We start from the raw sequence: 12,236 nt of genomic DNA on the forward strand, positions 1-12,236 counted from the left end.
TGTCGCGCCAGTCCGAGCACCTCTCGGCCGAGGTGCACCGCTTCCTAGACAACGTGCGGGCCGCGTGAGCCCGTTTCGGCGGACGTGAGGCGCGCGCAGGGCGCCCCTCACGCCGTCCTCACGGTTTTCTGGGCTCGGTCCCGAGATGCTTGTCGAGGAAGGCCGCGATCTCGCCGAAGGCCTCGCGGGTCTCCGGCGCGTCCGGGTTGAACAGGTACTGGGCGTGGCTCATGCCCTCGAACACCTGGAGCGAGGCCTCGACCCCGGCCTGGCGCAGCTTGCGGTGGGTGCGCACGGTGTTCGACAGGAAGAGGTCGCGGGTGCCGGTGGTCAGGATGGTGGGTGGCAGGCCGCGCAGGTCGCCGTAGATCGGCGAGAGCTGCGGGTCGCGCAGGTCGCGGCCGGCGGCGTAGAGCTTCGCCGCCCGGGTCAGGACGCCGTCGTAGGAGACCAGCACGTTGTCCAGCCACTCGTTGGCCTTGTAGCTGTCGCCGGTCTCGGTCAGGTCGGACCACGGCGTGCCCGGCGCGATGGCGGCCGGGAGCGGCACCCCCTCGCGCTTCGCCCGCAGCATCAGCGCCAGCGCCATGCCGCCGCCGGTCGAGGTGCCGAACACCGCCATGTTGGCGGCGGGCTGCAGGGCGAGCGCGGCCTTCCACACCGCCATGGCGTCGTCCATCGCCGCCGGGTAGGGGGCGTCCGGGGGCATGCGGTAATCGAACGAGATCACCGTGAAGCCGCCGAAGGCCGCCATCAGCACCGCCTCGAGGGTGCCGGCCTCGCCCGGGTTGTAGACATAGCCGCCGCCATGGATGTGGACGAGCAGCCGGTGGCGGTTGCGCTCCGGCACTTCCCTGGGGGCGACGATCCAGGCCTTGACCCCGCCGATCACCTCGGGGGTCGAGACGACGCCGAGGCGCTCGCGCAGGGCCGGAAGCGGCGCGGCGGTCTGGGCCGCGAGCTTGGCCACCAGCGCCTTCCACTCCGCGGCGCTGCCCGGATCGGCGTTCCAGGCCGGCACCCGGTAGGGCGCCGCGATCGCGGCCTGGAATTCGGGGCTCACCGTGCCCGGCACCGGAATGCGCCGGCCCGGCACCGTGCGGGGGCCCGCGACGGCGTTGGCGGCGTTCTGGGCCGCCTCCATCCGGGCGAAGTCCGAGGCGTCGGCGCTCGGGGGCGCCGACTGCTGCGCGAGGACGGACGTCGGCAGGCCGACGGCCAGGGAGACCAGGGGCAGGGCGGCGAGGCGGCGCGGGCCGGGCAATGAACCGTATCCTGTCGGCACGAGATCCGCACGATTCGCACGATGGATCCCATCCGGCAAGACATCCCCCCGCCGGCGCCCCTACGGCACTCCGCGCCGCAGGATGGAGCTGTCGTAGCCGTCCAGCAGGTCCTGCGGGTCGCGATAGATCGCGGTGCAACCGGCCTCGCCGAGCTGCGCCTCCGGGAAGCCGCCGCACAGGACGCCGATCACCGGCAGCCCGGCCTTCACCGCGGCCTCGGCATCGTAGGGCGAATCGCCGATCACCACGGCCTGGCCCTTGGCGGGATGGCCGAGTTTCCCGAGGGCGGCCTCGAAGATATCCGGATGCGGCTTCGAGCGGTCGGCCTCGTCGGAATTGGTCGCGACGTCGACGAGGTCGCGGATGCCGGCGATCTCCTGGTAGCGCTCGACCTCGTCGGCCTTGCCCGAGGAGGCGAGCGCCAGGACGTGTCCCTCCGCCTTCAGGCGCTCGAACAGGGCGCGCACGCCGGGAAAGGGCCGGACCTTCGGCAGGTACTCGTCGGTGAACAACGTCGAACGGAACGTCTCGATGGTCTCGCGGTCGCGCTCCAGGCGCTCCTTCGGCACGAAGACCGGCATCAGCTGGTCGCCGCCCTTGCCGATCTGGCCGCGGACCTCGTCCGGCGAGACCGCGATTCCGAAGTGGCGAAAGGCCTCCGCCCAGGCCGCGGCATGCAGGTCGACGCTGTCGAGCAGGGTCCCGTCGATGTCGAAGATCAGGTTTCGGATCACGGGGAAACGCCCTTCGTCTGTTGCCGCCAGGCACGAAAGCCCGGCAAAGCGCCGGAGTTCCCCGGCGGACGAGCGGGGCCGCTGGCCTTCGGGGGCCCCGGCCATTAGAGCTTCCTGCAACGCCGCGCCCCGTTCGATGCGGGAGCGCCCCTGACGTCAGATGTGGGAAGTGCCGATGTCCGTCCTGTCCAGAGCCTGCCTCGTCGCGGCCGTGGCCGCGCTCGCGGGCGGCTGCATCAACAATCCCCTCGGCCAGGTCGGCGGCGTGCTGCCGGCGGGCGATGTCGGTCCGCCGCCCTCCCTGCGCGGCGACGTGAAGCTGCCGGCCCGCAGCAACGGCGACCTCGCGCAGGCCGCGACCGAGCCGACCCGCCGTCTCAACGTCCCGACGAGCACCCGCGCGTCTGGCGACACCCTGAGCGCTCCGCCCCGCCGCATCCGCCGCGACGAGATCGAGGGCGAGGGCGGCCCCAGCGGCAGCAACGGCGGCTTCTCGCCGACCATCGGCTCGGGCGGCTCGGTCGGCCTCGGCGGCAAGTTCTAAGCAGATTTCGCCGAAGTGGTTACCGGTTCGGCGCCAAAAATCTGCGACAAAACAAGAACCTAAGCGGGCGAAGCGTTGGCCTGCCAACGCAAGTCTGCTTAGAGCCTCTTCCGGCGAGGCGGGCACCGGCTCGTCGAGGGAAAAAGCTTTGAAGCCGAAGACTTTGAAGCCAAAGACTTTCAAGTCGAAGTTCTGAAGCCGTGCCCGGTTGCGATGCGATCGGGCACGGCTTCGGGGGAGTCCGCCTCGCGCGAAGTCCCCGGACCGCCCCGCCGGGCGGCGCCCGCGCCCGGCGACGATGCGATGCCCCGCGCGCACGGGAATCCGGGTGTCCGGGGCCCGTCCGCACACGGGACGACGACTTCGCGCCGGACGACGATCTCCGCCGGAACGGTGGATTGCGTTGCTCGGCGCGTCCCATAGGGTGTCGCGCGACGGCTGCGCCACGCCCCGGACTGCGCGCGATGACCCGATCTCTGCTTGCGATTTCGGTCCTGACGATCGGGATGATGCCCGCTTTCGCTGCGGCAGCATCCAACGGCTGCACGATCGGCGGATGGTCGATCGTCACGGAGGCGGGGGGAGTGCCGGTGCGGGCCGGCCCGTCGCCCGGGGCCCCGATCGTCGGCCGGCTGCCGCCCGCTGTCGATTACGAGGGCGGCCTCTTTTCCGGGCGCGGGCCGGAATTCTCGATCGTCGAAGCCGATGGCGGCTGGTTCCGGATCGCGAACGTCTACGTGCAGACCGTCAAGGAGGACGACGTCGAGGAGGTGCCCCTGGACGTGACGGGCTGGATCCCGGGCCGGGCCATCTATTTCGGCCTCCAGACCTACAAGGGCTTCGCAAAGCCCGATCCCGCTTCCGAGGTCGTCTACAGGTTCGGCGAACTCTCCCATCCGAGGGACTGGCTGGCCGTCACCGATTGCCTCGGTGAATGGGCGCAGATCGCCTACGGCACGCCGCAGGACGAGAAGCGGATGTGGGTGCGCGGCATCTGCGCCGCCCAGGAAACCAGCTGCGACGGCGTCAAGGGCGACAACTGACGTCGGGCGCGGCCTCTCGACTGGTCCACACGGACACGCGCCTCGCGGGGCGCGGCAGCGTCACGGATCGCCGGGATCCATCCCGGCCGGCATGACGGCCCGCTTCGCCCGGGCGTCCTTCTTCACCCTCGTTTCCCGGGCCCGGGTGTTTTCCCGCAGGCGCCGCCGGCGCTCCTCGAGACCGGCGCGGGTCGCCGGCCACCAGCCGCGGTCGGGAGCGTCGGCGGCGGCAGCCGGTACCGTCTCGGCGAGTTCCCCGAAGGTCGGCATCCGCCACCAGGCCCAGACCAGCGGTCCCGGCGCGGTGACGGCGGGATAATGGGCCAGGGCCTCCGTCTCGGCCAGGGGGGCGTCGTCCAGCGCCTCGAACACCACCACCCCGGCGCCGGCCGCCTCGACCGCCGCCCCGAGGGGCGGGGGATCGCCGCGCGGCACCGGATGGCGCCGGCGGCGGCGCTCCGCCTCGGCGGCGGGATCGCGGGTCGCCTCGCGCCGGGCGCGTCTCGCCTCGGGCTCGTTCGCGGCGGCCGCTTCCTCGATCGCCCCCCAGGCGTCCTTCAACGCCTCGTAGGAACGCCAGGGCACCCGCCAGGCCCGGATCTCCGGCGCCCAGGCGGCGAACGGGATGGTGCGCAGGGTGTCGACCACCCTGCGGGAATAGGGCGTGCGGACCAGCAGCGCCTCGGGAGCGGCGTCGAGATAGCGGCTCTCCAGCGGCTCGAAGGCGTAGGCGTCCCGGCCCTTGTCGTCGCCGTAGGCGTCGAGCGCCGAGATCTCGCGGGCAATCCAGGCATCGGCCCGCTGCTCGGCGGTGGTGCCGGGCACGAACCAGCGCCGCAGCTTGCGCCGCCAGCGGGCGGTCGGAAAGCTCTCCTTGAAGCGGGCGAGGAGCGCACGGTCGAATGGCATCGCCACGAGCACGCCGGGGCGCTTGGCGGTGCCGGGCGCCACCGCGAAGCCCGCCCCGCGGGCGACCTCGCCCTCGGGGGCGCTCGCGTCGCCCGGTCGATCCTCGTCCTGCCCGCCCTCGGACATGCCAGCCCTCAGATCGCTCCTTCAGATCGTCGGCGCGCGGCCGCCGTAATAGTCGTCGAGGCGCCCGCCATAGGCCGGGTCCGTGAACGGATCCTCGTCCGGGCCGTGGCGCGGCGCCTCGGCCAGCGTGCCGGGATCGATGTCGATGACGTAGCCGCCCAGGCGCACGTCGTAGGTCAGGGCCTTCCAGGGCACCGGGTGATGGTGCTCGCCGAAGCCCAGGAAACCGCCGAAGGACAGGACCGCGTAGGCGACCTGGCCCGTCACCTTGTCGACCATGAAGTTGTAGACGCTGCCGAGATGCTCGCCCTTGCGGTCGTAGACCGCCGTGCCCTCGACCTTGTTCGAGGCGATCAACCGGCGGGTCTCGTCGAGGGCGAGGCCGTCGCCGGACGGGTCGAGCTCCATCGTGCCGGGCTCGCGCAGGGCGCGCTCGTTGGGGAGTTCGGTCGGCATGGCGGGCTCCGTGACGCAGTCAAACCAGTCTTCGGGGAACCGTCCGGCCCGACGAGGGTTCCGCGCTCAACGGGACCGCTCGCCCTCCTCGTCCTGTCGTTCGGCCACTTCGGAGCGCACGGTCCGGCTCGCCAGCATCATCTCGACCGCGAAGGCGGTGAGGGAGGCCAGGGTGCAGACGATGGCGGCCCCGAACAGGCTGAACAGCAGGCTCGCCACCGCGGCGTCGCGCAGGGTGCCGAGGAACAGGGTGAGCACCGCGCCGCAGATCGCCACCCCGCCGAGCGCCGCGATCACCACCGCCACGTCGAGGGCGAGGCTGCGCCGGCGCAGGTCGCGCAGCCTCGCCTGGTCGCCGGGCCGCTCGGCGATGCGGTCGGCGAGCTTCTCGACTTGGTCGGCGATGCGGGCGTGGCGGGTCGAGAAGACGTTGAGCAGCGTCGCGATGCCGGAGAGCAGGAATACCGGGGTCAGGGCGACCTGGATGATGTGGGCGGTCGAATCGACCTGGGACGGATCGGCGGAGGGAAGCATGCAGCTCGGGAGGAATGGACCGGGACGGCCCTGGATCGCACGGTCCTGACGTTTGGGAAAGCAGTCTTTCAACAGAGCAGTCTTGGGTTGCCCTGCCAGAATGTAAGGCGGACGCCGGAAGAAAGATCCAGCCTATCGCCGGTCGGGGCCCATGCGTACGAAACCTGACAACTCTGGCCCGTCCGTCAAGGTTGCGGGCGATGGATTGGTTCAGCCAACCATGAGTCCATCGACGCTTGACGATAGATTAGTATAATAATATTTGCACTCGCTGAGGTTGCAGCGCCCGGTGCGGACAACGCCCGCCCGTGATCGCGAAATCGGCGGAGGTCGTGCGTGCGGGGACGAGGGACGGAATGGAACGAGCCTCCGCCGGGTGCACTGGCGGCGGCCTCCGCGGCGTCGGACGCGGTCGCGACCTGGCAATGGGACATCGGTACCGACATCCTGTGCGGCGACGACCGCATGGCGGCTCTCTACGGAGTCGATCCCGCTCGCCTGCGCGGCGGCACGCCGGTCCCGGTCCTCTTCGACTGCATCCATCCGGACGACCGCGGGACGGTGGTGGCCCGCATCCGCCGGGCGGCGGAGGAGGGCGGGTCCTACGTCGTGCCCTATCGCCTGCTCGCACCCGGGGGTCGGATCCGCTGGGTCCTGTCCTGCGGCCGCTGCGCCCACGATGCGGCGGGTCGGCCGACGGAAGGGCGGGGCGTCGTGATCGACCTGACCGGCGCCGAAGCGCATCCCCTCGAACGCGCCGCGGAGCACGGCCTCGCCGTCCGCCGCGCGGTCGACGACTGGCACGATCCGTTCCTGCGGCGCCTCGCCGACATGCTGCTGATGGAGATCGGCCGCCACCTCGCGGCCGACGAGGTGCCTCGGGCACCGGAGAGCCGCCGGACGTCCTGACGGGCGGCACGCGCTCCGCCGGATGTGCCCGCGTCGCCGGTGCCGCCGAAGCGGCCGGCTCGGCGCAGGGAGTCGTCAGGCCGTCGTGATGGCGAGCTGCGCGCCGTGGGCGAGGCGCGGATCGAGGTTGCCGGTCGTCTTGCCCCGGAACACGGCGGCCACCGGGCCTTCGCCGCGGCTCGCCAGCGCCTGGGCCAGGGCGCCATCCGTGCCCGACGGGCTCGCCAGGGTGACGGTGGTGCGGGGGCCGAGCGGCAGGGTCGCGGTGCGGGCCGGGCCGCCCAGGATCTCGGCCTCCACCACCGGCGCGTCGGCCCCGGTGCCCAGCAGCGCGGCGTAGCGGGCGCGGGAGGCCTCGACGTCGCGCACCGCCACCGTGACGGAGGCGACGCCGGTGACGCCGTTGTCGTGCCGGCGCACGTCGCCCTCCTGCACGCGCAAGGAGCGGGGCGTGACGTCGCCGCACAGGAACGGCACGTCGGAGCCCGGCGCGCGGGCGGTCTTCCAGTCGAGCCGCGCGCCGTCCGGCCGGAAGCGGCCGCCCGCCACCGGATCCGCGATGTCGAGCCCGCGCCCCTGCGCCGCCTTCACGTCGGCGTCGATGTCGCCGGGCAGGAGCGCGTGGTCGAGGAAGCCCTCGCCGGCGCGGTGGTAGACCTCCGACCAGCGGTTGCCGGGCTCGGGTTTCTTGAAGGCGATCAGCTCCAGGTAGGCGCCGTCCTCCAGCACCACCAGCACGTTGTGGGTGACGCCGTTCTGGTGCTCGCCGCCGCGGATCACCGTGAAGCCGAGGCTGGAGTAATCCGCGAAGGCCGCGTCGAGGTCGGCGACCGCGATCACCAGGTGGTCGAGGGTGAGGGACATCGGGTTTCCTCTTCAGACGGCCGACACGGCGGCGGGAATCGGAGCACGGCCGGGGATCCAGCCGCGGCCGGGCACCGCATCCAGGAGGGCGCGGGTATAGGCGGCCTGCGGGGCGGAGAAGACCTCCGCGGTCGGGCCGGCCTCGACGACGGCACCGTCCTTCATCACGGCGATCCGGTCGCAGATCTGGCCGGCGACGCGCAGGTCGTGGGTGATGAACAGCATCGACAGGCCGAGGCGGTCGCGCAAACCGTCGAGCAGCGCCAGCACCTGGGCCTGGACCGACACGTCGAGGGCCGAGACCGGCTCGTCGGCGACCAGGAGATCCGGTTCCAGCGCCAGCGCCCGGGCGAGCCCGATCCGCTGGCGCTGGCCGCCGGAGAATTCATGCGGCAGGCGGTCCATCGCCGCGGGATCGAGCCCGACGAGGCCAAAGAGCTCGCGGGCCTTCGCCATGGCGTCGGCGCGGGAGACGCCGAGCAGCATCGGCCCCTGCGCCACCAGTTCGCCGGCGCGGCGGCGCGGGTTGAGCGAGGCGAAGGGGTCCTGGAAGACCATCTGCACCCGGCGGGCCTCGGCCCGCATCGCCCGGCGCGAGAGCGAGGCCAGGTCCACGGGACCGGCGCCGGTATCGCCGAGCCGGATCGTGCCGGTCTCGGGATCGAGCAGGCGGACGATGCAGCGGGCGAGCGTCGACTTGCCGGAACCCGATTCGCCGACGATGCCGAGCGTCGTGCCCCGGGGCAGCGACAGGCTCACGTCCCGCACGGCGTGGGTCACCCGGGGACGGCCGGAGAGGAAGCCGCCGCCCTTGCGGTAGGTCTTCGAGACGCCCTCGATCGTCAGGATCGGCGCGGCGTCGGTGCCGGGGCGCGGGGCGCGGGGCAGGAGCGGCGGCACCGCGCCGATCAGCGCCCGCGTGTAGGGCGCCTGCGGCCGGTTCAGCACGGCGTCGGCCGGGCCCTCCTCGACGAGGCGTCCGGCCTGCATCACGGCGACCCGGTCGGCGATCTCCGCCACCACCCCGAAATCGTGGGTGATGAACAGCACGCCCATGCCGCGCCGCGCCTGGATCTCGCGGATCAGCGCCAGGATGCGCCCCTGCGTCGTCACGTCGAGCGCGGTGGTCGGCTCGTCGGCGATGAGGAGCGCGGGCTCCAGGGCGAGCGCCATGGCGATCATCACCCGCTGGCGCTGGCCGCCCGAGAGCTCGTGCGGATAGGCCCGGAGCGCGGCGCGCGGGTCCGGCATCCGCACCTCGTCGAGCAGCGCCAGGGTCTTGTCCCGGATCGCCCGGGCCCCGAGCCTCGTGTGGATGCGGAAGGTCTCGGCGATCTGGTCGCCGGCCCGGCGCAGCGGGTTCAGGGCCGTCATCGGCTCCTGGAAGATCATGCCGATCTTGGCCCCCCGCAGGCGCCGCATCTCGGCTTCCGACGCGCCGACGAGGTCGCGGCCCTGAAACAGCACCGCGCCGGCATCGGGCCGCACGCCGGGGGGCAGGAGCCGCATCACCGTGTTGGCGAGCACCGACTTGCCCGAACCCGATTCGCCGACGACGCACAGGATCTCGTTGGCCGCGAGCGTGAGGGAAACGTCGGAAAGCGCGTGGCTCCGGTCGGCCCCCGGCGGCAGGCGGACCGAGAGGTTCTTGACCGAGAGAAGTTCGCTCATGCCGGGGCCTTCACGGGCGCGGGGCCGCGCAGGCGGGGGTTGAGGGCGTCGTTGAGGCCCTGGCCGACCAGGGATACGGCGAGCACCGTCACCAGGATCGCGACGCCCGGAATCGCCGAGACGTACCATTGGGTGCGCAGCACGCCGCGCCCGGCACCGATCAGGTTGCCCCAGGAGGCGACGTTGGGGTCCGAGAGGTTGAGGAAGGCGAGCGCGCTCTCGAGCAGGATCGCCACCGCCATCACCACGCTGGCATAGACGATCACCGGCGGCAGGGCGTTGGGCAGGATCTCCCGGGCGATGATGCGGGCATCGCCCATGCCGAGCACCCGGCAGGCCTGGACGAATTCGCGGTTGCGCAGGGTCAGGAACTCCGCCCGCGTCAGCCGCGCCGGGGCCGGCCAGGAGACGAGGCCGATCGCCACCGTGACGGTGGTGATGTCCGAGCCGAACACCGCGACGAGCACGAGGAGCAGCAGGAAGTTCGGCAGGGTCTGGAACGCTTCCGTCACCCGCATCAGGACGTCGTCGACGAGGCCGCTGTAGAAGCCCGCCACCGCGCCGACCGCGATGCCGATCGCGATCGCGATCACCGTCGCGACGAGGCCGATCAGGAGCGAGACCCGGGCGCCGTGGAAGATCTGGGCGGCGATGTCGCGCCCGCTCGCGTCCGTCCCGAGCCAGACCTTCGGGTTCACGAAGGGCCATTGCAGCGGCCGGCCGGCGAGGCCGAGCGGGTCCTTGGGAAACAGCAGGGGCGCGGACAACGCCACCGCGATCACGAGGAGGAGGAGCACGGCGCCCAGGAGGGCCGCCGGATTGCGTGCGTAGCGCCGAAGGGCCGCCATCGCGTCAGCGCCCCGCCGCGATGCGCGGATCGAGCCGGCCGTAGATCAGATCGACCAAGAAGTTCACCGTGATGACGAGGAGCGCCGACACGAACACGATGCCGAGCAGGGTGTTGAGGTCGCGCTGCACCACCGATTCGTAGGCGAGCCGCCCGAGGCCGGGCAGCGCGAACACGCTCTCGACCACCACCGAGCCGCCCAGCATCGTCCCGGCCTGGAGACCCACCAGGGTCACCATGGGAAGAAGCGCGTTGCGCAGGGCGTGGCGCACGATGATCCCGGTCTCGCCCAGCCCCTTGGCGCGGGCGGTGCGGACGTAGTCGAGGCTCATCACCTCCAGCATCGAGGCGCGCATGATCCGCAGATACGTGGCGAGGAAGACGAGCGCGAGCGTCAGGGTCGGCAGCACGAGGTGACGGGCGACGTCGAGGACGTGGGCGAGACCGGTATAGCCGGCCCCGACCTCCTCGAAACCGCCGGCCGGCAGCCAGCCGAGATGGATCGCGAACAGCACGATCCCCATCAGGCCGAACCAGAACGAGGGCGTGGCGTAGAACATCAGCCCGAGCGTCGAGATCAGGGTGTCGGGCCATTGCCCGATCCGCCGCGCCGCCAGCACGCCGAGGAACGTCCCGCCGAGGAACGCGAGGGTGAGGGAGGCGCCCATCAGCAGCAGGGTCACGGGCAGCCGCTCGGCGATCACCGTCGCGACCGGCTTGCCGTAAATCGCCGACTGGCCGAGGTCGAGCTGCACCAGCCGCCACAGGTAGCGCCCGAGTTGCGCCGCCGCCGGCAGGTCGAGCCCGTAGTAACGGCGCAGCTCCTCGGCGGTCGCCGGGTCGCCGCCGCCCATCTGGGCCATCAGGGCATCCACGGTGTCGCCGGGGGCGAGCTGGAGCAGCAGGAAGAGCCCCGCCAGGATGACGAGCAGCGTCGGCAGGCTGGCGGCGAGGCGGCGCAGCGCCAGGAGGAGGATGGTCATGAGCTGGCCTGGGTCGGGGCGGCGTGCCTCGCGAACGGGGTCGTCACGCCTCGATCCACGTGTCGTGCCAATCACCCGAGCCCCAGCGCGGGGTGTTGTGGTCGCCGTGCACGCGCTTGCTCGTCGCCGACAGGAAGGTGCGCTCGGTCATCATCCAGACCGGGATCTCGTCGTTCACCGCCTGCACCCAGCGGGCGTAGAGCGCCTTGCGCTTCACCGGGTCGAGCTCGCTCGCCGCCTGGTCGGTGAGACGGTCGACGAGGTCGGATTGCCAGCCGTACTGGTTGGTCCAGGGCGCGCCCTTCGGCGAGCCGGAGCGGTACCACACGGTGGTCGAGACCGCGGGATCGCCCCGGTACTGGTGCCAGCCGGTGGCGAGGTCGAAGTTCCAGTCGCGGTAGACGGTGGAGAGGGCGCCGGCCGTGTCGAGGTTGACGATCTCGACCTTGATCCCGACCGCCTGGAGCGATTGCTGGATGAAGGTGGCGAGGAGCGGCACGTCCTCGCCGTTCATGATCGGCACGAGCTTCAGCGAGAAGCGGGTGCCGCCTGCGCCGCGCTTGAACCCGGCCTCGTCGAGGAGTGCCGCGGATTTCTTGGGGTCGAACGGGTAGGGGACCGGGTTGTCCGGGTAGAACGCCGTCGAGGAGGACGGGATCGGCCCGGTCGCCGGCTTGCCGAGCCCGTAGATGAAGTTCTCGATGAAGAACGGCACGTCGATGGCGTGCGCGATCGCCCGGCGCACCCGCACGTCGGCGAGCTCCTTGCGGCGGGTGTTGAATTCGAGCGTGTTGTTGAAGGCGTTGGCCTCCAGCCCCTTGCTCGACACGGTGAAGCGCGGATCGGTCTTCAGCCGGTCGAGGTCGGCGAGCGCCAGCGCGTTGTAGGTCGAGAGCTGGACCTGGCCGGTCTCGAGCGCCGCGGAGGCCGCCGCCTTGTCGGTGATGAAGCGCCAGACGATCCGGTCGAGATAGGGAAAACCCTCGCGCCAGTAGGTCGGGTTGCGCTCCGCGATGACGTGCTGGCCGCGCTCGTAGGACACGAACTTGAACGGCCCGGTGCCGATCGGCGCGGTGTTGGCCGGGTTCTCGAGCACGTTCGTGCCTTCGAAGACGTGCCGGGGCGCGACGTAGCCGAGGTCGCAGAGCGCCCGCAGCAGCAGGTCGAGGGGCATCGGCCGGGAGTACCGGAACACCGCCGTGTGGGCGTCGGGGGTGTCGACGGCCTCCAGGTAGAGCTGGAGCTGGGTGCCGTAGTTCAGGTACTTCTTCCACATCTCCATCGCGGTGTACTGCACGTCCGCGGAGGTGAAGGGCTTGCCGTCGTGCCA

The 12,236-nt window shown here is 71.7% G+C and carries 13 protein-coding genes; 3 read left to right on the forward strand and 10 right to left on the reverse strand.

Features of this window, described 5'->3' with window-relative positions:
• Nucleotides 1-118 precede the first annotated feature (118 nt).
• Nucleotides 119-1,264, reverse strand: coding sequence for an alpha/beta hydrolase (locus QR78_RS00595; protein WP_048425540.1), 1,146 nt, complete (start codon nucleotides 1,262-1,264; stop codon nucleotides 119-121).
• 81 nt (nucleotides 1,265-1,345) lie between these two features.
• Nucleotides 1,346-2,017: an HAD family hydrolase gene (locus QR78_RS00600; RefSeq protein ID WP_048425551.1), complete on the reverse strand. Its 672-nt coding sequence runs from the start codon at nucleotides 2,015-2,017 to the stop codon at nucleotides 1,346-1,348.
• 178 nt (nucleotides 2,018-2,195) lie between these two features.
• Between QR78_RS00600 and QR78_RS00605 the strand changes: the two genes are divergently transcribed.
• Nucleotides 2,196-2,564: a hypothetical protein gene (locus QR78_RS00605; protein ID WP_048425541.1), complete on the forward strand. Its 369-nt coding sequence runs from the start codon at nucleotides 2,196-2,198 to the stop codon at nucleotides 2,562-2,564.
• Nucleotides 2,565-3,073: 509 nt separating this feature from the next.
• Nucleotides 3,074-3,607, forward strand: a complete 534-nt coding sequence (locus tag QR78_RS00610; protein WP_125901092.1) for an SH3 domain-containing protein — start codon at nucleotides 3,074-3,076, stop codon at nucleotides 3,605-3,607.
• Between the two features lie 60 nt (nucleotides 3,608-3,667).
• Here QR78_RS00610 and QR78_RS00615 read toward each other — a convergent pair whose 3' ends face one another.
• The 3 genes from QR78_RS00615 to QR78_RS00625 form a co-directional block, all read right to left on the reverse strand.
• The gene (locus QR78_RS00615; RefSeq protein WP_048425543.1) at nucleotides 3,668-4,642 is read right to left on the reverse strand and encodes a hypothetical protein; all 975 of its coding nucleotides are present in this window, start codon (nucleotides 4,640-4,642) and stop codon (nucleotides 3,668-3,670) included.
• A gap of 21 nt (nucleotides 4,643-4,663) precedes the next feature.
• Nucleotides 4,664-5,098, reverse strand: a complete 435-nt coding sequence (locus QR78_RS00620; RefSeq protein WP_048425544.1) for a PRC-barrel domain-containing protein — start codon at nucleotides 5,096-5,098, stop codon at nucleotides 4,664-4,666.
• Nucleotides 5,099-5,164: 66 nt separating this feature from the next.
• Entirely contained in the window at nucleotides 5,165-5,632 is a 468-nt protein-coding gene (locus QR78_RS00625; RefSeq protein WP_048425545.1) for a DUF2721 domain-containing protein, read from the reverse strand.
• Between the two features lie 336 nt (nucleotides 5,633-5,968).
• Between QR78_RS00625 and QR78_RS00630 the strand changes: the two genes are divergently transcribed.
• Nucleotides 5,969-6,541: a PAS domain-containing protein gene (locus tag QR78_RS00630; RefSeq protein ID WP_053220743.1), complete on the forward strand. Its 573-nt coding sequence runs from the start codon at nucleotides 5,969-5,971 to the stop codon at nucleotides 6,539-6,541.
• Nucleotides 6,542-6,616: 75 nt separating this feature from the next.
• Here QR78_RS00630 and QR78_RS00635 read toward each other — a convergent pair whose 3' ends face one another.
• From QR78_RS00635 to QR78_RS00655, 5 genes are all read right to left on the reverse strand, one after another.
• Nucleotides 6,617-7,405 carry a VOC family protein gene (locus QR78_RS00635; RefSeq protein ID WP_048425546.1) on the reverse strand — a complete coding sequence of 263 codons (789 nt, stop codon included), beginning with the start codon at nucleotides 7,403-7,405 and terminating at the stop codon, nucleotides 6,617-6,619.
• A 12-nt stretch (nucleotides 7,406-7,417) separates the two neighbouring features.
• On the reverse strand, nucleotides 7,418-9,076 hold the full coding sequence (locus tag QR78_RS00640; RefSeq protein ID WP_048425547.1) for an ABC transporter ATP-binding protein: 1,659 nt from the start codon (nucleotides 9,074-9,076) through the stop codon (nucleotides 7,418-7,420).
• A complete protein-coding gene (locus tag QR78_RS00645; RefSeq protein WP_048425548.1) occupies nucleotides 9,073-9,924 on the reverse strand; it encodes an ABC transporter permease in 852 nt (283 codons plus the stop codon). The genes QR78_RS00640 and QR78_RS00645 overlap by 4 nt, the downstream gene beginning before the upstream one ends.
• Nucleotides 9,925-9,928: 4 nt before the next feature.
• Entirely contained in the window at nucleotides 9,929-10,906 is a 978-nt protein-coding gene (locus tag QR78_RS00650) for an ABC transporter permease (protein WP_048425549.1), read from the reverse strand.
• Between the two features lie 43 nt (nucleotides 10,907-10,949).
• A partial coding sequence (locus tag QR78_RS00655) for an ABC transporter substrate-binding protein (protein WP_048425550.1) occupies nucleotides 10,950-12,236 on the reverse strand: 1,287 nt, incomplete at its 5' end.

Source organism: Methylobacterium indicum (assembly GCF_001043895.1).
GTDB lineage: Bacteria > Pseudomonadota > Alphaproteobacteria > Rhizobiales > Beijerinckiaceae > Methylobacterium > Methylobacterium indicum.